This window comes from Cupriavidus sp. F041 (assembly GCF_057814235.1).
The window spans coordinates 1,310,310-1,330,909 of record NZ_JBVASY010000002.1 but is presented as its reverse complement, the minus strand read 5'-3'; the positions used below and the strand labels follow the sequence as shown (position 1 = coordinate 1,330,909).

The window sequence follows — 20,600 nt, the reverse complement described above, 5'->3', positions numbered from 1 at the left end:
CGTACTCATGATCGGGGGCTCGGCCATGGCGGCGCCAAGGTCCGCAGTGAATCCAGATCGACCTTCGCGTATATTCTCGTCGAGTCGGGACTTTTGTGGCGCAAGACTTCGCTAATCTCGGCCAGCGAGGATCCTTGACGCAGCATCTGCGTCGCTAACGCATGCCGGAATTGATGGGCTCCTTTTCTTGACGAATCGATACCAGCCCGCTCCAGAGCGTATCTGACTACATTGCATACCGCTTTTTCCGTCTTGAACCCACGAATCGGCGCGTTTATACGCAGGAAGACACTTCGACTCTCAGAATCCGCGCGACCGTTTTTCAGGTAGTCGGCGATCGCTTCACCCACCGGCGCGAGTAATGGCAACGGCGACTCCTGACCGCCTTTTCCATGAATGTTCAACGTGCCCGTTTCCCAATCGATGTCATCCAACGTCAAGGAAACCACCTCGCCACTCCGCAACCCCAGCCGGGCAAGGAGGAGCAGAATCGCATAATCTCGGCGGCCGACGGGGCGACGGCGGTCGCAACTGGCCAACGCTCGCCTAGCATACTCAGGGGATATCGCTTTGGGGATTGATGCCATTGACCAGTGGGCGACCCGGGGGATCGCTGCAGCGAGGTCAAGCTTGATCAAGCCACGATAACGCGCATACTGCAAAAACGAGCGCAAGACCTTTGCGATCGATTGCGCTCGCGCTGGACTTTGAGTGGCCTCATGCTGAACAAAGTCGATGATCTCGCGGGCACTGAGATCCGAGAGCCGCGTCGCCCCATCACCGAATTGCTTTGTTAAAAACAAATGCGCACACCACCGATATTTCCTGATCGTCGTGGCTGCCAAGCCTCGTTCCTGGTGCAGATACAAAGAGTATCCGTTTACCAATTTTTCAACTGGTGTCTGCGCAACGGACGCTTCCTTTGCAACGATTCCATTTTCTTGAAGCAATTGTACAAAGCGTCTTACCGCATATTTTGCGCCGTTCCGATGACAGCGGTGGTGTTCTCGGTAGCGCAGATAACGTTGCGCAGTTTCATGAGTCACTTCCTCGATCGACATTCTCTTGCACTTGAGCCACACGCTGAAATCGGCAACGAGAAGCAAGTGTCTGCGAATAGACTCCTGCGCGTAACCTTGATCATTCAGCAGACCTTCAAATGCACCGAGGTGTTCAGCAAGGGGGCCCTCGGGTGTATCGAGTGAGTGCGACCGCGTTTTTTGGTACAACTTCTCCATGACCTGCGCCTCTTGTAAAAGCGGGTCTAACATCTATCAGACTATGCCGATCATCTTTCGTTCATTGCCTTGAATTTGCGGCTCGCCACGTCCAAATCGAACATAGTTAACTACGCGGCATAGTTGTAGAATTTGGCGTCGCGCACAGTGATGACCCTCTGCACAAGATCGACGTCGCGCATGGTCAATCCAAGTGCCTCACTGATGCGCATGCCGCTGCCATACAGTAGCAGGATCAAGGTCCGAAACATTGGTGCTTGCTGCCGGCTATAGATACTGTCCAGCCCGGACGTGGCGTCAAGTAGTCGATGAAGCTCTTCAGTGGAATAAATGTATGGTGTTTGCTGCGGCGGAAACCTGGGCAAACCTTGCGGCAGTGGAGACTCTTTTACATGGCCTCTGCTGATCGCGAATCGATACAGGCCGGACAGCAATCTGTACTTGACCCGCCAAGATGAGCTAGGCGGGCCCGAGCCTTGCAAGAACGCTAGGACCTGCTGTGCCTTAACTTCATCTATTTGAATGTCGCCCATTTGACGCCCAAATTGACGCAATGTCCGTTTAGCCGTTTCGGAACGCAAACCTATCGACTGTCGCAATTCGATGTAGGCGTTTATCACATTGATTAGCTTCATTGCAGATCCCCCAGATCGAAATCACCCACTTCATGGAGAGCCACCAGATCAACCTTCGCGTACGTACGTGTGGCCGATGTGCTGCGGTGACCCAGATGGTCTCCTATCTCTTTGAGGCTCAACCCTTCGGCAATAAGGCGCGTCGCACAGGCGTGGCGCAATGCGTGCGGTCCGCGATGGGCGACCTCGATTCCGAGCGCCAGAAACCTTGGGCTGACGATGGTGTAAATTCCTGCGCGCGTAAGTGGGCGACGTGGCGAGTTCAGACTAATGAACACTTCGGGGTGGGATGTTGATGGGCGGATGATGTCGATGTAGCGAGCTAACGCTTCCGCAACTGATGGCAACAGCGGATACACCTGCGGTTGCCGCCTCTTGAGACGGAACATCCGAATGACATGCTGTTGCCAGTCCACCTGGTCAAGCCGCAACGATGCCACTTCACTGGCGCGCATGCCATATATGGATAGCAGCATCAGGATGGCGCGATCGCGCACATCGCGAGGATCGTCGGTCAAGGCGTCGGCCAATATCCTTTGCACATCAGCCCAATCGGGTGCGAACGGAAGCGACTCCTGCTTGTAGATCCGCGGACCACGTATCGCCTGGGCCAGTCGAGAATTGCACCATCCCTGTGACGCGGCGTAGCGCAGAAATATCCTCAGCACTCCGGCCATGGTGGCGACTGTCACCCGGTTCCAGCGGTGCGCACTCTCATCGATAAAGTAGTTATCGATGTCGCTCGGCTGAAGACGGCGCAACTTCCGACCGGTCGTGCTGCACCACTTAAGGAAATTCCTCACACGGTCTCGCCAACTGACGATGGTTGAATTGCTGAAGCCTCGCTCGTCGTGCATCCACCTGCAGTACTGATCCAGTACGCTCTGGTATTCAAACACCACGATGGGCTCTTTCCACCAGCCGAGAAACCTAAGCCATGGACGGGTGATGTCAATGAACCTTCGTTCGGTCGTGGGCGCATTCTGAATAGCTGTTCGCCGGGCAACAATCGTCTTTAGCTTCTCCATGTCGATGCCGTGTGATGCATCTGCGCCAAGCAACTGGGCAGCCCATAGCAACTCATTGCTCTTTATACGCAGCGATCCGTACGTGGCACCGGAATCGAAACAGTGGTGCAGATAACGTTCTCGTTCAGCAGCAAACGGTGCATCTTGATGGCGACGCAGGGCGGCCGCGGACGACAGTAATCTCTGGAACATGGCGAACCTCCGGATCATGGATGGTTCACCAGAACACTCTCAAAAAAATGTGGCGTCAAGAGTGCCGGATTTCGCCTCTCATGTACTCAGCAACCTCGGTCCGCAACATATTTTTGAGCGCAACATACTAGGCGTTGTCGTCGCTCACGCGTGGCCTGGAGTACGAGGGCTTCACACCCAGCCAGTACAGCATGGCCAGCACGGTCGTGGCCTTGAGCGTGGCTCCGTTGTCGCCGTGCAGCACCGGCTTGACGGGCATGGTGGCGATGCCCTCGGCCAGCGCCGTGCGACGCACCAGGTGCGCGGCGTGCAGCGAGTCGTCGCTGTCGTGCACCTCCCAGCCTACGATCTTCCGGCTGTAGAGGTCCAGAATCAGATACAAGTGGAACCATTGCCCGATCACGGTGGCCGGCAGGTAGGTCATGTCCCAGCACCAGACCTGGCGCGGCGCCGTGGCGATGTGCGTGGTCGGCGGGCGACTGACCTTGGGGGCCTTGGCTCGACCACGATGCTCAGCCTGGCCGTGTTCACGCAGCACGCGAGAGAAGCTCGACTCGCTGGCGAGATACACCCCCTCGTCGGCCAGCATGGGCACAATGCGCGCAGGCGGCACGTCGGCGAAGCGCGCCTCGTTGGCTACGCTCAACAGCTTTGCGCGCTCGGCCGGGCTCAAGGCATGGGCGGGTGTCGGACGCACTGCCTCCGGCCTGCGATCGCCCGATGTGAGGCCTTCCCCGGCCTTCCATCGCTGCAGCGTGCGCAGATCGATGCCGGCGGTCTCGCACGCCAGGCGCAACCGGGCGCCATCGGTGTGTGCAACTCCGATGTTCTGGGCCACGACTTGGCGATCTTCGAGGTCGATCATTCGTCCTCGCCCTTGTGGAAGATCGCCTCGAGTTTTTTTGAGAGCACCAGCAAGGCTGCCGTCTCGGCCAGCGCCGCGTTCTTGCGGCGCAGGTCGCGTTCGAGCTCCTTGATGCGGCGCCGGTCCTGCTTGGTCTGGTTCGGGCTGGCACGCGCCTCATCCGGCTCGGCCAGCGCCTGTGTCGCGCTCTGCCGCCAGTTGAGCAGATCCTGCAGGTACACCCCGTTGGCGCGACACCAGGCGCTCTTGGCTGCCTCGTCCATGGCGGCGGTGGTCAGCACCGCGTCGAACCGGGCGGCCGCTGTCCAAGCCCGCTCGCGAGCGGGCTTGGACAGCGACTCACTGCGCCAACGCTCAAGCGTATCCACTCCCACACCAATCTCGCGCCCAACGTCTTCCGGTGATGCGCTTTCGGGCGGCAACATGCGCGCCACAGCCCTGTTCTTGAATTCTTGTCCGTACCTGGCCACTCTCGTCCTTCATCCTCGCCCCCGGGTTCTGATTCTATCCGGGGTCGAGTGGCCCGAGGGAACTGCCCCCTCAGGCTCTCACAGATCCGTACGTGAATCTCTCGATTCATACGGCTCCTCTTGTCCGCCGTTCTTCGAAACAGAAATCCCAGTGCGCGAATAGCTGAGGAAGACTTTCCCGACAACGCTTGAGCCACGCCCAGGATTGCCGTTTGTGTCCTCTCAACCGCTTGTACTTGTTTCGCGCCCACCTTCCAAGCCGTAAGTCTATTCTGATCAAGAACCGCTTTAGCGGCTCCGGATAGAAGGCACCGTAGTAATTCACCCATCCCCGTACCATCGGGTTTATGCGCTGCGCCAGTTCGGGCAGCGTCAATGAGGTACTTCGATTGAGACTCAAGCTTCTGATGGCCTGAGACATTCGCGTTAGCGCCTTTTGACTTACCGCAGGTCCGAATCCGGTGAACAAGTTTCCCGCTCGGTCTTGTACCGTCCGAGCGTGAAAGCTGAATCCAAGGAAGTCGAACTTAGTATGGGTATGTTCCTCCCGACGTCGTCCATCTTTACAGTAAACCAAGCGTGTCTTTTCCGGGTGTAGCAAAAGTCCACAAGCGGTAAGCCGTTCCCTCAAGACCGACAGGAACTTCTCCGCCTGCTGCTTCGTCCTGCAATGACAGACGACATCGTCGGCATACCGTTCAAACGGCACCTCCGGATGCTCAGTCTGGACCCATCGATCAAACGCATAGTGGAGAAAGAGGTTCGCCAACAATGGACTGATCACCCCGCCTTGCGGAGTGCCTCTATCCCGAGCCACCAGTTCCCCGGTTTGCTTCTGCACCGGGCTCTCTAGCCAGCGTCTAATGTAGAGTCGTGCCCATGGCTCCGTGACATGCTTTTCTACCGCACGTCTGAGGAGCTCGTGGTCGATGGTGTCAAAGAAGGATTTCAAATCAATATCGACTACCCAGTCGTAGCGCCAACAGTTCCTTCTCGCTTGCGCCACAGCTTGCTTCGCCGATTTGTTAGGACGATAACCGAACGACGATGAATGAAATATCGCGTCGATTCCCGGCTCAACCATTAACTTGACCGCCATCTGAGCCACTCGGTCCGTGATCGTCGGTATCCCGAGAGGGCGGAACCCATCCCCCTTCGGAACCAGCACCTCTTTGACCGGCTGAGGAAAATAACTCCCCGAACTCATTCGATTCCACAGGGCGTATAGATTTCTCGCCAAGCGATTTCGGAATACTTCAATACTTTCCCTGTCCACGCCCGGCCCTCCTTGATTGGCGGCCACGCGCTTCCAAGCTTCCCAAATCAACCGCTTGGGTATTTCGAACGACTTGACATCAACCCCGGAATCCTCCCGCATCGCGGTTGTTCTGTGATCTCCGTCAGACAAGGTCATGCCTTCGCTCCAGAGGTCATTACAACCCTTTCAACGCTACTACGCATGACTCCGCCCCTGTGCCTCGCATTGGTACTCTGACTCTCACGGGTTCTCCGCTTGAGCTTCTCCCTTAGCATCGAGACGACAGGTTCCCAAGTTCCGTATCCATGCCTGCAGGAAGGTCGCGCCATCTCTATGCCGGATGCCGTCAGACCCACCTCCAGGCTGCCGTCTGACTGATCCCGAGGTGTTGTCGAGCCCTCGGTTTTGACATCATTGCAATTATCGACACTTCTTCGATGGTTCACTTGCGTTCGCCTCCTTCTAGCCTACCTGACGAGATTCATCCCGCCTTTTCCCTAGACGCTCACCACAACCGCTCTTAACGGAAGCAGCTCTGGGTGGTTTGGTATCACCGCCTGATCGGCGAAACCGAGGGGCCTGCCCTCATCACGGATACAGCATGTACGACGACAAACTGTCGCTTTCCTTCTTGGCACACCGACATCTATTCTGACGCGGGGGGAGCGTAGGCAAGCACACCTTCCGGTACTGGTGGGATCGCATCCTCCATGTAGGAAAATAGGCACTGCCCGCCCCGAGCGGGCTTTTTGTTGCCCGTCGTACCCCGCAGAGTGATCTACACTAGCTGTATAGCCACCCAATAGGAGGCTGCCATGCTTGCCTCACTAGTCGTCCTGCTTATCGGATTGGCTCTATGCGCGATCGTTGTCTGGGTGCTCCGCGAGCATGATCCGACCCTGCTTTCGACACAACAACGTGCTGTCCAGACCTGGTTTGATCACCTGATTCATCGGCACTAAAAGCCACCCCTTTCAAGGTGACGAGAAATAGGGCAGGCTCCGTGTTTTCGAACCGAAAACGGAGTCAGTGGCGTGGTACTGGACGCAGTGGTGGAACGCTTTATCGAACACAGCCCGATCAGCGTGATGGCGCGCCTGGGGTTGCAACGCGCGCTGGATCCAGCCTGGATCGACGAGTTGTTCGAGCAAGAGCGTGAAACGCAGTACACGCGGGAGTTACTGTTCTCGACCACGGTGGAAATCATGTCGCTGGTGGCCGTGGGGCTGCGCCCGTCGGTGCATGCAGCGGCCAAGGCCAGTCCGGTGCTGCCGGTATCCATTACCGCGCTGTATGACAAGATCAGCCGGACCGAGCCGGGACTGGTTCGTGCCCTGGTGCAAGGCAGCGCGCGGCGGCTGGGGCCGGTCGTGCAACCGATGTTGCGCAAGCAGCCGCACTCCGTGGACGGTTATCGCTTGCGCATCGTGGATGGCAGCCATTTGCCGGCGAGCGAAAAGCGCCTCAAGCCATTGCGTGAGTTTCGGGGCGCGGCCTTGCCGGGGCAATCATTGGTGGTCTATGACCCGGATACGGCGATGATCGTTGATCTGGTGCCCTGTGAAGATGCGCATGCCCAGGAGCGAGCCATCATGGGAACCCTGCTCGAATCGGCCCAGCCAGGCGAGTTGTGGATCGCCGATCGCAACTTCAGCACCCGGGCGATCCTTGCCGGCTGGCAGCGGCGCGGCAGCGCCTTCATCGTGCGGGAACACGGCCGTAATCCGGGCCCGAGCGAGCTGGAGCCGGTACGCGAAATGGGCCGGGTGGAGACCGGGCTCGTGTACGAGCAGGCGGTGAGCATCCCGGATGAATCGGACGCCCCTCTGGTGTTGCGGCGCATCGAGTTGCATCTGGATGGCGCTACCGAGGACGGTGACACCGTCATCCGCCTGCTGACCAATGTCCCCGCCACCCACCTGACAGCCGAGGCCGTGGCCAGGCGCTACCGGCAACGCTGGAGCATCGAGAATCTGTTTCAGCGACTCGAGTCCGTGCTCAATAGCGAGATCCGGTCGTTGAGTCAGCCGCGTGCGGCGCTGCTGGCCTTCGGCGTGGCGGCGCTCGCGTATAACGTGCTGAGCGTGATTGCGACGGCGGTGAGAATCCGCCATGAACTGGATAGCAGCGACATCGAGCTTTCGCCGTATTACCTCGCCAGCGAAATCCGGGCGACGTATGCCGGCATGATGATCGCGGTGCCGGCCGAGGTGTGGCATGTCTATGACGTCCTCACCCCGGCCCAACTCGCCCGCACGCTGCTCAAAATCGCGACGCACGTTGATCCCCGCGCGATGCGCAAACATGCGCGGGGACCGAAAACGCCCAAGAAGAAAGGCTATGTTGCCGGCTGCGTGGCACGACGGCATGTTTCTACGGCCCGTGTCATCAAGGCTGGACGTGTCGTTTGATCACCTTGAAAGGGGTGGCACTAAAAGCCTATCGTCAAATCATCCCAGCCCGCCGCCCGGCGGGTTTTTTGTTGTCCGCGACCTAGCGCCCGATGACCACCTGGAAGACGATTCCCGTCGGAATAGCGACCAGGAAGTAGCCCCCGCCAACGCCCACCCACTGGTATCCGCGCGGCGGGGGCGACAGCCGATAGGCGCGCCAGTCATCGATCACGTACTGACGCTGACGGTATTCCGGGGGAACCCTTTCACCCCTATGCCAACTGCCAGGGCCCGGACGATCAGCGCGACGATCAAGGCCGTACCCTCCATCCATCTGTGCCCTGCCCCTGTCACCTTCCCAGCCCCTGTCGCCTTGCTGGCGATGGTCACCGTCTCGGTCGCGATCGCCTTCCCGGTTGTGGTCACCATCCCGGCCGCGGTCATTGTAGCCGTGCTGGTTATCGTGATTTTGTCCCTGACCGTGACCCATGGGCGGCCTTCCCCGATCATCGCCGCCAGGGCCCCTATCTTGGGCATAGCCAGCAATCGAAGTGAGAGTACATGCCGCCAGCGCTAGGCTGGCGAACATCTTGATCTTCCGCATCTCGATCTCCAAAAGCCCACGTGACTTTGGGGCCTGTACCGTTCAGTCTATTCCGGGCTCCCGAGCCGGCCGGTAACGAAATCGTAACGCGTACTCATCACATACCCAGCGCCGCCCTCACCCGCGCATCTATGCCTAGCCGGTACAGTGTCGCCCCCACCTCCGTCAGCAGCACCCTCTCTTCTGTATTGCCGGGTCGGCGAGCAACACTGCCAAGCCGGCTATCGCATCGTCGATCGGCAGCTCAGTTTCCTCATCCAGCGCCATTTGCTCGAACTGGCGGATCACGTCGTCTGGTTCCATGTCGGCCTCCCGGCGGTTGCGTCGAACCAGTTTAGCGAGGTATCAGGACGCTGCGTTTCGCCCGCTGGATCACTTCTCACGAAGCCCCCACTCATGTGACGAAGATCACAGACGCCAAAATTATTACCAAAATGGTTTTCCGTAATTTACCGTTTTGGTAATATAAATCCATCAACGCACCACCAGCGCAAAGCGCCCGGTGCCAGTTCTTTGACAAGTCGGGATTCAGGAGAGGGCGCGCAGGGATGCGTTGCTCGGGCGGGGTGGTACCAACACCCCGCCGGCTGACAAGTTCGACGGTGCGGACCAGCGCCGAAACGCTGGCCCGCGGCATCAGGTCACGATGGCGGAGATCAGCACGGCCAGGGCAAAAATGCACAAGGCCACGTCAATCTTCACCTCCACCTTCACGGCAACTTTCATGGCTCATCACCTTGAAAGCTCGTGGCCACGAGCTGGTTTAGGGCTCGTTCATTGGTAACCTGCCGTTGCTAGCGGGGCCAGATTGCTACCTAGGATGGCTCTCTGGCGTCAGCTCACCCTTGAGGCGCGCGGTGCGCGGGCATCCTGCCCTGCCGGACTCCGTCCGGTACCGCCGCATGCTTTAGGGGCTCACCTTGAGCGGCTTGTGGGGCCGCAACCGGGGTTCACAGTCCCGGCAAGGCGAGCATAGCAGAGCTGTTGCGCCCTCCCCTGAGTCCCGGCTTCGTCGAAGGTAACTCGATGGAGACCGCAATGCCCTCCCCCAATCCAACCCCTCGCAGGTCCCGCCGGCCGCCGCTGCGCGCCGACGAAACCAGCGCAGTCGTCATGGCAGCCGGCCTGTTCTGGTCGGTCACTGGCGAATTCACTACCCCGGCACCAGGCCGCTCGCCGGCTTTCATCGCCTGCGATATCCGCCTTGTGAACGACGACGGCAGCGAATCCGCGTCGATGCAGGACCTCTTCGCGAAGGCGTTCATCGAGCAGATCGAAGAACTCGCCGCCGAGTCACTGGCCGAGGATCGGAGGGCCGCGGCATGAACACGCAAGCCGGCACCACCAACACGTACGGCACCAACGCCGAGATCGCGTTCCTCAAGCACTTGGGCAGCCAGTTGACGCGCAAGGTGCTGCTGCGCAACTACATCGCAGCTGCCGCGCGCCGCACGGTGTGGGGTGCGATCGACAAGACCGCGGTGCTGCTCTTCGCCGAGCAATTGCTGGCCGAAGCAGAAAACGCTGAGCAACTCGTAGCGAGGGCGGCATGACCAACCGCAAAAGCCTCGAAGCCAGCCAGCGCCGCAATCGCGCCGTGTTGTACCTGGTCGGCGCCGTGATCCTGCTGATTGCGGGTATTCGCGCGGCTCTGCCCTACCTCGGAACCTGAACATGATGAATCTCTACCGCACCCGCGACTACCGCACCGCGCGCTCGCTATGCGAGGCCTTCGGCCCCTATGCGGAATTGCAGCCGGACCGCAAGGAAAGCAGGAAAGCCTGGGCGTGGGCCATCGGCTACGGCATTGCCATCGGCGTGATCTGGTACCTGACCGTCGCGATCCGCGCCGGCGCCGTTTGACTCGACTTGTGGAGACCACCATGAACATCGTCACCATCCGCGCCAGCTCGCTGGGTGAACTCTTCGACTGCCCCGCGCGCTGGGAAGCGAAGCACCTGCTCGGCATGCGCCTGCCCTCCGGTGTGCCGTCGCACCTCGGCACATCGATCCACGCCGGCACTGCCGCCGGCGCGGGCATCTCTGACCTGAAGTCCGGCGGCCGCGCCGTGGGCGCCGACGGCATCGCCGTCACGGCTGGCCACGGCCCGCAGCTGGGCGTCTATGAGCTGCTGGCCGAGCACGCGGTCGGCATCCCTATCACCGCGCCTGCACAGATCGTCGGGCTGAACACGGGCAAGACCGCGGCCGCGCAACGCGTTGGCGTGGGCGAGATCGAGTCGCCTCGCACCGCGCTGCTGGGCACCGAAAATCAGCCCGGCCTGCTGCAGCACGCATCACGCCTGATCCATTCCGGCGCTTTCTACGGCAACGGTAAGTCCGTCCTGTGCTCGGCGAAATACTGCCCCCGGCACGCCACCTGCCCCTGCAAGTCCTAATCCTCGATTCCTAAATCCTGAGCGAGACCACCACCATGAACACCGCCACCGCCACCCTCGACCAAATGCGCGCACCCGCCGTGCGCGAAGCGGCGCCGATCATCACCATGGGCTTCGGCTCGTCACAATCCTTCGAACTGATGCAGCGCGCGGCCAACCTGCTGGCATCTTCGACGCTCGTTCCGGCCGCATACCGCAAGGTTATCGAGAAACTGGACAAGTACGGCAACGTGAAGGAATCGCGCGAGAAGACACGCCCGCTGCAACCGCTGGCGCGCTGGGTGAAGCTCGGGCCCGAATCCGCATTCCTGGCTTCGCTGACGAAGCCGCAACAGGATCAATGAGATGAACGAAGTACAGAAGCAGGCGACCACGGAGCCGGTGGAGCTGCAATTCCCGACGATTCTGCGCAAGATGTGGTCTGGCACCGAGGTGCAGAACTGGCTTGACGAACAAGGGCCGCTCTACGCGCGCACCGCCCCCGATACCTTCCAGCAGCGCGTGCAGCCTTGGATGCTGGCCTGCTACGGAGCGGAGATCGCCGCCGACACGCAGGAGCGCAACCACCGCTTCCGCGAGGAAGCTTTGGAACTGGTGCAGGCGTGCGGCGCCACGGCCAGCGAGGCGCACCAGCTCGTGGACTACGTTTATGGGCGACCGGTCGGCGACAGGCACCAGGAGGCCGGCGGCGTAGTGGCGACGCTGGCTGCGCTGTGCCTCGCGCAAGACCTGGACATGCATGCAGCGGGCGAGACCGAACTCGCGCGGATCTGGACGAAGGTTGAGCAGATCCGCGCGAAGCAGGCCGCGAAGCCGAAGCATTCACCGCTGCCCGAGCACGTTGCCAAGGCGCTGACGCAGGACGACATCGAGCGTATTGCGCTGTCTGCCGATATCCGCGCCAGGATCATCCAAGGGAATGGATACCACGCGGCCAAGTTCGCAATTGAGGATGCTCTTGCCGCAATCGCCAAAGGAGAGGCGCAATGATCCGCCGCCCTCTGCTTTCCGTTTCTGGCGCGTCAATTGTTGCCGCGATCTCCACCGCGACCCTTACCGCCATCGCCGCCACGGTTCCCCCCGCGATCATCGCCGCGGTTCCCACCACGGCCATCACCTCGGTCACTCCCGCGTTCGCCGCCGCGATTCCAGCTTTGCTTTTCTCCCCGGTCACCACCGCGATTCCACCCACGCTTTTCGCCGCGATTCTCGCCTTGATCTCCGCCTCGGCTCCAGCTGCGGTTTTCGTCTTGGTTCAAGCCACGGCTCCAGTTGCGGTTATCACCCCTGTCCCAGTCGCGATCCCAGTTGCGACGTCCGCCAGAGTAGCCACCACCATCCCAATCAAAGTACCCGCCGCCGTAGTACGGGCGCGAGTATCCGCCGCGATAGTAGCCGTCGTCGTATGGAACAGCGACACAGCCACTAAGAAGTGCTGCCGTGCCCAAGGTGAGCACGAGAAGGAGTTTCATGACGAACTTCGCTTGCAGGTGGGTGAATTGCCGCAAGGATACCGACGGCCACCTCCTCCAGTTGTAAGAAATCGTGTCACACAGCGCGAGGTGACAGCATGATCCGCCGCGAGTACACCACCTTTGGCATGTGCTCCGGCCTGGGCGGCGGCGCCAAGGGCTTCAAGAAGGCCGCCTCCCAGGTTGGCAACATGATTGCCACTTGGCGCTGCCTTGGCGGCATCGACGTGGACCCGGCAGCCGCGCGAGACTTCGAGCAGCTCGTAGGCGTGCCCTGCACGGTCATGGACCTGTTCACGCGGGCCATGTACACCGCCTTTCACGGCAAAGAGCCGCCGGCGGGCTGGCGCGAGGCCACGGCCGCCGACATCCGACGCGCCGCCAACAATGAGCACCCGCATTGCGTGTTCATCTCGTCGCCGTGCAAGGGCGCGTCCGGCCTGCTGTCCGAGGCCTTGAGCCGCACGCCGAAGTATCAAGCGCTTAACGAGCTGACGCTGCGCTGCGTCTGGCTGATGTGCGAGGCCTGGAAGGACGACCCTGTCGAGCTGATCGTCTTCGAGAACGTGCCGCGGCTGGTCACGCGCGGCCGGTACCTGCTCGACCAGATAAACCAGATCCTAGTCGAGCCTGAGGAATGCCTGGAACTGGACGGGCTGAGCGATCAGGCCTGGCGCGAGCGCATCGGCAACGCCGTGCCGCCGGACGCCGCGCGCGCGATCGCGGAGGTCATGGGCACCACCCTGCTGCTGGCCCAGTCCGGCGAAACGTTCATGCTGTCGGCCACGCCGGTGTGGGTGCGGCCGGTGGCGGTGGCGCTGTCGGTGGCTCAGCCGGAGGCAGCATGACCCAACCAATGACGCTAGGGAAGCGGGGAGAAGCCGAGGTAGCCGTTCAGACGGGCGTGGTGCTCAAACGCGAGAGTCCCTTCGACCAGCTCCCTGTACCGCTCGCGATAACGCACGCGTTGCTCATAGACAGCGCGGCCCAAATCAGCGTGGAGTTTGGCAACTTTGTCGCCGTGCAGCTCGGCGGTCTCTTTGAGGAATTTTTCATAATCGTCCATGCCCGACTTATCGGCGCTGGGAAGCAAACCTTGAGGCCCCTATGAGCGAGAACAGCAAAATCGAGTGGACCGATCACACCTTCAATCCCTGGGAAGGCTGCCAGAAGGTCGGGCCCGGCTGCGACCACTGCTATGCGGAGACGCGCAACGCGCGCTTCAGCGGCGGCACGGCGCTCAACTGGGGACCGGGCGCGCCGCGTCGCCGCACCAGCGCGACCAACTGGCGCAAGCCGTTGGGCTGGAACGCCAACCATGATGCCTTTTTCGCCGAGCATGGCCGCCGGCAGCGCGTCTTCTGTGCCAGCCTGGCCGACGTGTTCGATAACGCGGTGGATCCGGCCTGGCGCGCCGATCTGTTCGACCTGATCATGGCCACGCCGAACCTCGACTGGTTGCTGCTGACAAAGCGGATCGGCAATGTGCCGGGCATGCTCGTCGGCCCAGGAATGCCGGGCCGGTTGCCATCGAACGTCTGGCTCGGCGCGACGATCTGCAACCAGGAGGAAGCCGACCGCGACATCCCGAAGCTGCTGGCCGTGCCGGCGCGCGTGCGGTTCCTCAGCATGGAGCCGCTGCTGGGGTCGGTGGATCTAACCGGTGAATACCTGACGGCCAAGCTTGGGGCCTACCCTTTCAAAGGCCTGCCGGCAGAACACCGCACGCGGCTGATCGACATGCTTGACTGGGTAATCGTCGGCGGCGAGAGCGGCGCCCGCGCGCGGCCGATGCATCCGGACTGGGCCTCCACCCTGCGCGACCAGTGCGCGGCAACCTGGGTCCCGTTCTTATTTAAGCAATGGGGTGAGTACGCGCCGAACAACCGCACGATGGCCAAGGTCGAGGCGGCCGAGCGCGGCTACACCTTTGTCCACTACAGCCCGACCCAGCCATACCCCATTGCGGCAATGGATCGCGTCGGCAAGAAGGCCGCCGGCCGCCTGCTCGACGGCGTGCAGCACGATGGATTCCCTGGGGGCGCGGCATGAAATCAGTTCTCGACCTCGTGCCAGCCGGCGAAGCTGTTGTTCTTATCGTTCTCGTAAGTCCATTTCGTCCCGCAAGTCGAGCAAACGAACGACGCCTTGGTGACCGCCGCCTTCCCGATGGGACTGAACTTCTCACTTCCGGTCTCAACAAGGGCATCGTGCCCTCGTTCCCCTCGTCTATCCATGACGATAGAACAGCAAGCATCGCACTTCGCCATGGCCGTCTCCCAAGAAAGGAATTGATGTGGTGAAATTTCGGAGGGTTCAGATATGAGCGTCAACCCATTCCCTGGCCCAGGCAAGGCCTTCGGCGAGTGCCCGGTCGAAAGTCGAGTAATAGCCAAGCGGGTCGGAGTTCTCAAGCACTTGGCCATCCTTCTCTACGGTCCCCGAAGCTTCGAACGAGCCATCCACCAGGGGCTTCGCAAAGCCTCGAATGGTGTGTCCGCCATAGGTCTCTGTGATCATAGTTGCCCCCTCGGGCTTCGTAATCTGAGCCGATACCCGCTCACTTGGCAGGCGGGTTCAGTGATCGCCAGTGTCGCCCCCATCGGTGTCAGCGACGAAGCCCATTCCCCCCTTGTCTTCACCCAGCCGCACGGCAACAAGAACTGCCGAATTCGGCACCAGGATGATCGATTCTTTGTGCCTCAACTCGACCATCCGGCCGGTTGTATCGACCCCGTCACAGAACAACTGGCTCCAGTCATCGACGCGGGCGTGTGTCTTGAAAATCGTCGGCGACAGTTGGCGCCAATGTGCGCCAGCCAAGACCACAAACCATGGCATGTCCGTCTCCAGAGTGATTCTCAGGGAATCGTAGCAATGAAGCGCCTAACAACCAAGACCCTCGACGGCGAGGCCGGCTGCATCCTCTCCGACTGCGAGCAATACCGCTACCGCCTGTGGCGCGAGTGGGACCGCAGCCAGCCGGCCCTGGGCTTCATCATGCTCAACCCGTCCATCGCTGATCACCAGGTCAATGACCCGACGATTTACCCGATGCCTGCAGCGCGCGCTAACCGGCCGCTATGGCCGCCTGGAGGTGGTGAACCTGTTCCCACTGCGTTCGACGGACCCGGACGGCCTGCTGTCCCACCCGGCGCCAGTTGGCGACGAGCGCAAGGCCGACGGCGCCATCATGGACGCGCTCGATCGCTGCTCGCTGGTGATCTGCGCATGGGGCGCACACAAGGCGGCGCCGGCGCGCGCGGCGGAGGTGCTGCGCATCGTCCGGATGTGCGGCCGTGGCGGCCTGCTCCATCACCTCGGGCTGAACCAGGACGGCAGCCCGAAGCACCCGCTCAACATCGCGGCCAAGGTCCGGCCACGGCATTACGAAATATGAACGAAGCAGCACAACGAACTATTGAATTGACCCGCCAGACTTGGCGGATTGGAGAAAAGCATGAGTGAGTCAGATCTGATCGAGCGCCTGGCCGCCGCGGTGGCCGCCCGGGTAAAGCCCGCCCTGCCCCTGGCAGTCCAATTGTGGAACCTGGAGATGATCGGCGCCTACCGGCGGCACCTACGCGGAGGACGGCTCTGTCATCACCCCGCCCACTGTGGTCGAAGGCTGGCACGTCAACCTGCGCCTGTATCAGCCGCTGTCGGCCGAGCAGCTGGCCATCCTGGGCGACATCGTGATGGACCCGCCGGTCACCCCATACCGCGTATGGGCCTGAAGCTCTCGCCCCTCTGCCTAGTCATCGAGACGGACCGGCTCATCCCGGCCCGCTTCGATGGCTACAGTGTCGGGCCGCTGGTGCTGGTGCGGCCGAGCACGTCGCCGAGCCTGATCGCCCACGAGCAGACGCATGTCCGGCAGTTCTGGCGCTGGCTTGGCGTCAACGGCTTGCTCTACCAGCTCAGTCGCCGGTGGCGCCAGCGCTTCGAGGTGGAGGCATACCGGGCACAGCTTGCGGTCGCCGGCCCGGGGCAGGCCCAACACTTCGCAGAGTCACTCTCTACGAAGTACGACCTTGACCTCAACGAGCAAGAGGCCCTAGCGCTCCTCACGAACTGAACATCCACAAAAACAAGAGAGGTCACATGAACTCCCCGAAATACCAAGCCACCGTCGCAGCCTTCGCCCGGAACACCTGCAAGGAGTTCGGTCACGACCGCGAGCTCATGGCTCTCGCCACCGCTGCCGCTGTGCTGACCATCCAGGCGATCTGCAAGGCCATGAACTCCAGCCGGCAGGGCGCGTAATGGAACCCTCCTCTTCCACCGTTGCCGGCGGCGCTGCGCTGGCCAAACTCATCGGCTGGCCGGTCATCATCGGCGCCGTCACTGCTGCCCTCGGTATGCTCCTACTCTGGCCCCGCACCCTGGGCGAAGCGTTCGCCCGTATCGTCGTCACGATCCTCTCCTCGGCCATCCTCGGCCCCCTGCTCGTCTTCTGGTTGCATGGGATGAGGCCGGAGTTGTTCAGTTCGGCCAAGGAGATCTCAGCCCAAGCCGGCCTCGACCCGCTCGCCGGCTTGCTGCTCGTATCTGCCCCGCTCTTGGTCATTGCCGGCCTGCCGGCGTGGTGGGTGCTTGGCGCCATCGTGCGCTGGTTCGACAACCGCCGGGGCAAGGACATCGGCGAGCTTGTTCATGACGCAAGTGAGACCCTGAAAGAGGTACGCCAATGAAACTCACCGAACACTTCGGCTTGGCCGAGCTGACCCACTCCGACTACGCCGTCCGACATGCCATCGACAACTCCGCGCCTGAACACGTCGTCGCCAACCTCACGCGCCTCGCGTTGCGTCTGGAGACCGTGCGCACGGTGTTGGGCTGCCCGGTGTACGTGAGCTCGGGTTACCGCTCCGGCCTGGTCAACAAGGGCGTCGGCGGCGCCCGCACTTCGGACCACCTGCTTGGCTTCGCCGCGGACATCCGCGCCCCGGCCTATGGCACGCCGCTCGAAGTCGCGCGACGCATCGTCAAGGCGGGCATCCCGTTCAAGCAGCTGATCCACGAGGCACCAGGTGTTGGAGGGTGGGTTCATTTCGCGATCGAGCCGGAGGGTCACAAGCCCGCCCGGGACATCCTGACCGCGCACTTCGGCAACGGCTCGGTGACCTACACCCGGGGGCTGCAATGAACTCGGCCGCCGGCAAGATCCTCGCCGGCTTGGCCGCGCTTGCCCTCGCCTTCGGCGCCGGATGGTACACCGCCGGCCGGTTCCAGCTGGCCAGCGAGGCCAATGACGCCAAGGCGCAGCTCGTGGCCGTCGTCGAGCAGTCCAACGAAGTGCGCCAGCAAGAGCGCACGGCACAGAAGGAAGTGAACAATGAAGACAAGCTCCTCCAAGATCGCCTCGCTGCTGCTGGCCGCGAGCGTGACGATGCTGTTGAGCGCCTGCGCCGTTACAAGTCAACCCAGCGCGCAAATGTGCCCGAAGCCGCCGGTGATCCCGGCCAGTGTGATGGCCCCCCGGTCGCCCGACTTCGTGTCGAGGATGGAGAAGCTGCTCTACGGCTCGCCGGCGAAGCTGACGCCGTGGCCGAGCAACTCCGAGCAGCCCAAGCAATCCTCGCCGGACTGACGCATGACGACGATTCTGGTGGATCGGGAAAGTAAAGAGGTCTGGTCTGACAGCCGCCTCTCGGACGGCCATATGAAGATCGGAGCGAAGAAGGTCTACAAGACCAAGCGCGTCATCGTCGGGCTTGCCGGCGATCTCAGCTTGCTTGCCCCGCTGCGGAGGCTGGTGAACGGCGACTTGGACGCTGGCGAGATTCTCGCCGGGGAGGATTTCGAGGGGTTCGCCCTGTACCCTACGGGGCGCTTGCTGCTGTTCGGCCAGTCGCCGCATGGCGTGGAGGTCACCGACCGGTACATGGCGGTCGGCAGCGGCGGCATGGCGGCCATGGCCTCGATCGAGACCCAGACGCGGCAAGGTGCCGAGCCTGACTTGGAGCTTGCCTTGAAGGTGGCTTGTACCATCGACCTAGCTACTGGCGAGCCAATCGTGCGGCACGGTTTCACTTAGCCACGGCTCGTTGGACTTTTTATATTCGCGCTCACAAAACAGAAAAAAAAGCGAGAATGCTAATTGTTCTTCTTCTCGTCATACCCTAGAGTGGTTTCAGAGGCTCTTGTCTCTCCCGGCTCTACCCTCCCCGTGTACGAGATCGGGACCTTAAAGGCGTGGCTTTGACACGTCTTTTTTTTTCTGCTTCGCCGGCCTTTGCCCGCGCCTGGCAGGTGGGCATGGGTGTGCACCGCCGAGTTGCGCCTGCCGTGCGAGGGCATCACGGTATCGACTGACGCGTACAAAAAGTGAAAGCCTACGCACGGGGGGGACGCAGGCTTTCCCAATCCGCTAGCGGAATCCTGGGCCCGCAAGCGGATATAAAACGTATTTAAATGAGATATTAATGTCACTGTATGACGACCCGGAAAGCGGGTAAGTTCATGGCACAACGTGCGGTAGGTCACACAGGGCCAAGGGCGCGTAAGTGGATTGAACCGGAGCGGGCGGGCCGAACGTTGAGTGCCCACGGTCCCTCGATCGGCATGGGATCTGGCACTGGGCAGCACGGAGTGCTAAGACCTGGGCGGGAGATTGACTCACGTGGCGAACGTCAACATTTCTGACATATTCGCACGCCCCCCCCACCCGCGACTGCCATGGTGATCTTTTGAGAGCAGCTGTTACGTCGGGCGAGGTCACTTGGAAGCGCATAAAGTGGGCGGTTTGCCGCTAACAGCAGCCCGCCTACCTCAAGGGGTGTTTCAAGAAAGATACAGAAACGACTCCATTCCCCTGCAATTCTATGATGCATTAATTGCGGTGGGGCTCACTTCCTTTCGATGATGCTATGGAGACGGCTGGCCTGGCCGCCTCCACATAGCGCGCGTGTTCAAGGGCACGTGAAGACAGTCGCAGAAAGCGACGAAGGCGTAGCAGTCTTGGTGATGCTAAAGGTTTCATCCTTGATCTGAATGCCCGAATAGCTGACCTGCGACAGCGTCAGAGTTTGGCCCCCAGGGCAGGTAAAGCTTCCTGGACCCGGGGCTTCAAGCACCAGGCACTGGTTGACTGAACCATTCTTTCCAGAACTGAACGATCCGGTGGAGCTGACCGGCCCACTGACGGTTTCCTTATTCGCTGCATTGGGGCACTGTCCCCCGTTATTCTCACAAACATACGTGGCAGTGGCATTTGCGCTCGCGGTATAGGTAATTTGTTGATTGGTTCCGAGCCCTGCCTCCTTAAAACATACCTGTGCATCGCCGTCGCCTACCAGGCTCGACCGGACAGCCCCGACGAAATGCGGACTGTCCGCCAACGCCGAAATCGCCATCAAAGCCAATGCCGACGATACGACAGCGAGCTTTGCGCGTGAAGCAATCATTTGACGCATGTTCTACTCCTTCCAAACGGGGACCATCGCTGTGCCCTTGTTCGGCTGGAACGTAGCGCCCAGCCGATGCAGCACTAGTGATGACAATTGCCGTGTCGGGGGCTGAGAGTCAGAAGCGCAGGAGACGGACCTTCTTGTCTGATTTGTGCTCCATTCGTCTGTGCTCATTGGCGGCACCTATGTTGCCAACTAGGGCCGCGCCAGCATCGTCGGCTCGCGACCAGCATCCCCCGGAAGTCGAGTTGGTAAAGCGCTCAAGCGAAAATGATGCCATGCGCGCTATGCTCTTGATTTATCTATGAAAATTGACTTGGAAGAAGTTGTCGCATTAGGCAAAAGCGGATGCGATGTTTCAGAGTTGAAACATCGCTACGAGCATGTGCTGCGACACCAATGCAAGCGAGGTGCTTCACCATGCTGACCATCAACTCGGACAAGCACCCGCTGATGAGAGGATGATCGTCATCGTACCGCGGGCGGAATGGGACGACTGGCCGACCTGTCGGGATCCGGAGCGGGCGCGCAGCTTCATGCGCTAAAGTTCGACCGTCGGAGACTGCCGAAGGAGTACTAATTAGCTGGCCTCAGCTTGAATGACCGCAGTTCGCACCGCGCCCTTGCACTTGAA

The 20,600-nt window shown here is 61.0% G+C and carries 28 protein-coding genes and 2 pseudogenes; 19 read left to right on the top strand and 11 right to left on the bottom strand.

Features of this window, described 5'->3' with window-relative positions; all coding sequences use genetic code 11:
• Positions 1-5 precede the first annotated feature (5 nt).
• The 5 genes and pseudogenes from ACZY0R_RS23320 to ltrA form a co-directional block, all read right to left on the bottom strand.
• Entirely contained in the window at positions 6-1,238 is a 1,233-nt protein-coding gene (locus ACZY0R_RS23320; protein ID WP_488861574.1) for a site-specific integrase, read from the bottom strand.
• 110 nt (positions 1,239-1,348) lie between these two features.
• Entirely contained in the window at positions 1,349-1,873 is a 525-nt protein-coding gene (locus tag ACZY0R_RS23315; RefSeq protein WP_488861572.1) for a tyrosine-type recombinase/integrase, read from the bottom strand.
• Entirely contained in the window at positions 1,870-3,093 is a 1,224-nt protein-coding gene (locus ACZY0R_RS23310) for a tyrosine-type recombinase/integrase (RefSeq protein ID WP_488861570.1), read from the bottom strand. Before ACZY0R_RS23310 ends, ACZY0R_RS23315 begins: the two co-directional genes overlap by 4 nt.
• A 130-nt stretch (positions 3,094-3,223) precedes the next feature.
• Positions 3,224-4,428, bottom strand: a pseudogene (locus ACZY0R_RS23305) (DDE-type integrase/transposase/recombinase); the annotation flags it as partial.
• A gap of 106 nt (positions 4,429-4,534) precedes the next feature.
• Positions 4,535-5,842: a group II intron reverse transcriptase/maturase gene (gene ltrA, locus ACZY0R_RS23300; protein ID WP_488861568.1), complete on the bottom strand. Its 1,308-nt coding sequence runs from the start codon at positions 5,840-5,842 to the stop codon at positions 4,535-4,537.
• A 932-nt stretch (positions 5,843-6,774) separates the two neighbouring features.
• On the opposite strand from ltrA, the gene ACZY0R_RS23295 reads away from it, so the two are divergent.
• Positions 6,775-8,097 (top strand): IS4 family transposase, encoded by a 1,323-nt coding sequence (locus ACZY0R_RS23295; RefSeq protein WP_488859529.1) that lies wholly within the window; start codon positions 6,775-6,777, stop codon positions 8,095-8,097.
• Positions 8,098-8,179: 82 nt separating this feature from the next.
• Here ACZY0R_RS23295 and ACZY0R_RS23290 read toward each other — a convergent pair whose 3' ends face one another.
• Both ACZY0R_RS23290 and ACZY0R_RS23285 read right to left on the bottom strand, forming a co-directional pair.
• Positions 8,180-8,683 carry an RcnB family protein gene (locus tag ACZY0R_RS23290; RefSeq protein ID WP_488861566.1) on the bottom strand — a complete coding sequence of 168 codons (504 nt, stop codon included), beginning with the start codon at positions 8,681-8,683 and terminating at the stop codon, positions 8,180-8,182.
• A 165-nt stretch (positions 8,684-8,848) separates the two neighbouring features.
• Positions 8,849-8,986 (bottom strand): hypothetical protein, encoded by a 138-nt coding sequence (locus ACZY0R_RS23285; protein WP_488861564.1) that lies wholly within the window; start codon positions 8,984-8,986, stop codon positions 8,849-8,851.
• Between the two features lie 735 nt (positions 8,987-9,721).
• On the opposite strand from ACZY0R_RS23285, the gene ACZY0R_RS23280 reads away from it, so the two are divergent.
• From ACZY0R_RS23280 to ACZY0R_RS23240, 9 genes are read left to right on the top strand one after another with little or no spacing between them, the layout of a single operon-like run.
• Positions 9,722-10,009, top strand: coding sequence for a hypothetical protein (locus ACZY0R_RS23280; RefSeq protein ID WP_488861562.1), 288 nt, complete (start codon positions 9,722-9,724; stop codon positions 10,007-10,009).
• Entirely contained in the window at positions 10,006-10,236 is a 231-nt protein-coding gene (locus ACZY0R_RS23275; protein ID WP_488861560.1) for a hypothetical protein, read from the top strand. The genes ACZY0R_RS23280 and ACZY0R_RS23275 overlap by 4 nt, the downstream gene beginning before the upstream one ends.
• The gene (locus ACZY0R_RS23270; RefSeq protein WP_488861558.1) at positions 10,233-10,355 is read left to right on the top strand and encodes a hypothetical protein; all 123 of its coding nucleotides are present in this window, start codon (positions 10,233-10,235) and stop codon (positions 10,353-10,355) included. Before ACZY0R_RS23275 ends, ACZY0R_RS23270 begins: the two co-directional genes overlap by 4 nt.
• Before the next feature lie 2 nt (positions 10,356-10,357).
• On the top strand, positions 10,358-10,546 hold the full coding sequence (locus ACZY0R_RS23265; protein ID WP_488861556.1) for a hypothetical protein: 189 nt from the start codon (positions 10,358-10,360) through the stop codon (positions 10,544-10,546).
• A 20-nt stretch (positions 10,547-10,566) separates the two neighbouring features.
• Entirely contained in the window at positions 10,567-11,082 is a 516-nt protein-coding gene (locus ACZY0R_RS23260) for a hypothetical protein (RefSeq protein ID WP_488861554.1), read from the top strand.
• A 35-nt stretch (positions 11,083-11,117) separates the two neighbouring features.
• Positions 11,118-11,426 carry a hypothetical protein gene (locus ACZY0R_RS23255; protein ID WP_488861552.1) on the top strand — a complete coding sequence of 103 codons (309 nt, stop codon included), beginning with the start codon at positions 11,118-11,120 and terminating at the stop codon, positions 11,424-11,426.
• A 1-nt stretch (position 11,427) separates the two neighbouring features.
• Entirely contained in the window at positions 11,428-12,072 is a 645-nt protein-coding gene (locus ACZY0R_RS23250) for a hypothetical protein (protein ID WP_488861550.1), read from the top strand.
• On the top strand, positions 12,069-12,656 hold the full coding sequence (locus ACZY0R_RS23245; protein ID WP_488861548.1) for a hypothetical protein: 588 nt from the start codon (positions 12,069-12,071) through the stop codon (positions 12,654-12,656). Before ACZY0R_RS23250 ends, ACZY0R_RS23245 begins: the two co-directional genes overlap by 4 nt.
• Complete coding sequence (locus ACZY0R_RS23240) at positions 12,653-13,402, top strand: hypothetical protein (RefSeq protein ID WP_488861546.1); 750 nt, start codon at positions 12,653-12,655, stop codon at positions 13,400-13,402. The genes ACZY0R_RS23245 and ACZY0R_RS23240 overlap by 4 nt, the downstream gene beginning before the upstream one ends.
• 14 nt (positions 13,403-13,416) lie before the next feature.
• On the opposite strand, the gene ACZY0R_RS23235 is transcribed toward ACZY0R_RS23240, so the two are convergent.
• Entirely contained in the window at positions 13,417-13,620 is a 204-nt protein-coding gene (locus tag ACZY0R_RS23235) for a hypothetical protein (protein ID WP_488861545.1), read from the bottom strand.
• 41 nt (positions 13,621-13,661) lie between these two features.
• On the opposite strand from ACZY0R_RS23235, the gene ACZY0R_RS23230 reads away from it, so the two are divergent.
• Positions 13,662-14,606, top strand: coding sequence for a phage Gp37/Gp68 family protein (locus ACZY0R_RS23230; protein ID WP_488861543.1), 945 nt, complete (start codon positions 13,662-13,664; stop codon positions 14,604-14,606).
• A gap of 264 nt (positions 14,607-14,870) precedes the next feature.
• Here ACZY0R_RS23230 and ACZY0R_RS23225 read toward each other — a convergent pair whose 3' ends face one another.
• Positions 14,871-15,074 (bottom strand): DUF6566 family protein, encoded by a 204-nt coding sequence (locus ACZY0R_RS23225; RefSeq protein WP_488861541.1) that lies wholly within the window; start codon positions 15,072-15,074, stop codon positions 14,871-14,873.
• 57 nt (positions 15,075-15,131) lie between these two features.
• A complete protein-coding gene (locus ACZY0R_RS23220) occupies positions 15,132-15,395 on the bottom strand; it encodes a hypothetical protein (protein ID WP_488861539.1) in 264 nt (87 codons plus the stop codon).
• On the opposite strand from ACZY0R_RS23220, the pseudogene ACZY0R_RS23215 reads away from it, so the two are divergent.
• The 8 genes and pseudogenes from ACZY0R_RS23215 to ACZY0R_RS23180 form a co-directional block, all read left to right on the top strand.
• A pseudogene (locus ACZY0R_RS23215) lies at positions 15,363-15,554 on the top strand (hypothetical protein); the annotation flags it as partial. The gene ACZY0R_RS23220 and the pseudogene ACZY0R_RS23215 sit on opposite strands and share 33 nt — an antisense overlap.
• A 34-nt stretch (positions 15,555-15,588) precedes the next feature.
• The gene (locus tag ACZY0R_RS23210; RefSeq protein ID WP_488861537.1) at positions 15,589-15,954 is read left to right on the top strand and encodes a DUF1643 domain-containing protein; all 366 of its coding nucleotides are present in this window, start codon (positions 15,589-15,591) and stop codon (positions 15,952-15,954) included.
• Positions 15,955-16,281: 327 nt separating this feature from the next.
• Positions 16,282-16,632, top strand: a complete 351-nt coding sequence (locus ACZY0R_RS23205) for a hypothetical protein (protein ID WP_488861535.1) — start codon at positions 16,282-16,284, stop codon at positions 16,630-16,632.
• Between the two features lie 26 nt (positions 16,633-16,658).
• Positions 16,659-16,820, top strand: coding sequence for a hypothetical protein (locus tag ACZY0R_RS23200; RefSeq protein WP_488861533.1), 162 nt, complete (start codon positions 16,659-16,661; stop codon positions 16,818-16,820).
• Entirely contained in the window at positions 16,820-17,248 is a 429-nt protein-coding gene (locus ACZY0R_RS23195) for a hypothetical protein (protein ID WP_488861531.1), read from the top strand. Before ACZY0R_RS23200 ends, ACZY0R_RS23195 begins: the two co-directional genes overlap by 1 nt.
• Entirely contained in the window at positions 17,245-17,703 is a 459-nt protein-coding gene (locus ACZY0R_RS23190) for a D-Ala-D-Ala carboxypeptidase family metallohydrolase (RefSeq protein WP_488861529.1), read from the top strand. Before ACZY0R_RS23195 ends, ACZY0R_RS23190 begins: the two co-directional genes overlap by 4 nt.
• Positions 17,700-18,182, top strand: a complete 483-nt coding sequence (locus ACZY0R_RS23185; RefSeq protein WP_488861527.1) for a hypothetical protein — start codon at positions 17,700-17,702, stop codon at positions 18,180-18,182. The genes ACZY0R_RS23190 and ACZY0R_RS23185 overlap by 4 nt, the downstream gene beginning before the upstream one ends.
• Positions 18,151-18,594: a hypothetical protein gene (locus ACZY0R_RS23180; protein ID WP_488861525.1), complete on the top strand. Its 444-nt coding sequence runs from the start codon at positions 18,151-18,153 to the stop codon at positions 18,592-18,594. Before ACZY0R_RS23185 ends, ACZY0R_RS23180 begins: the two co-directional genes overlap by 32 nt.
• Before the next feature lie 874 nt (positions 18,595-19,468).
• On the opposite strand, the gene ACZY0R_RS23175 is transcribed toward ACZY0R_RS23180, so the two are convergent.
• Entirely contained in the window at positions 19,469-19,972 is a 504-nt protein-coding gene (locus tag ACZY0R_RS23175; RefSeq protein WP_488861523.1) for a hypothetical protein, read from the bottom strand.
• Between the last annotated feature and the right edge of the window lie 628 nt (positions 19,973-20,600).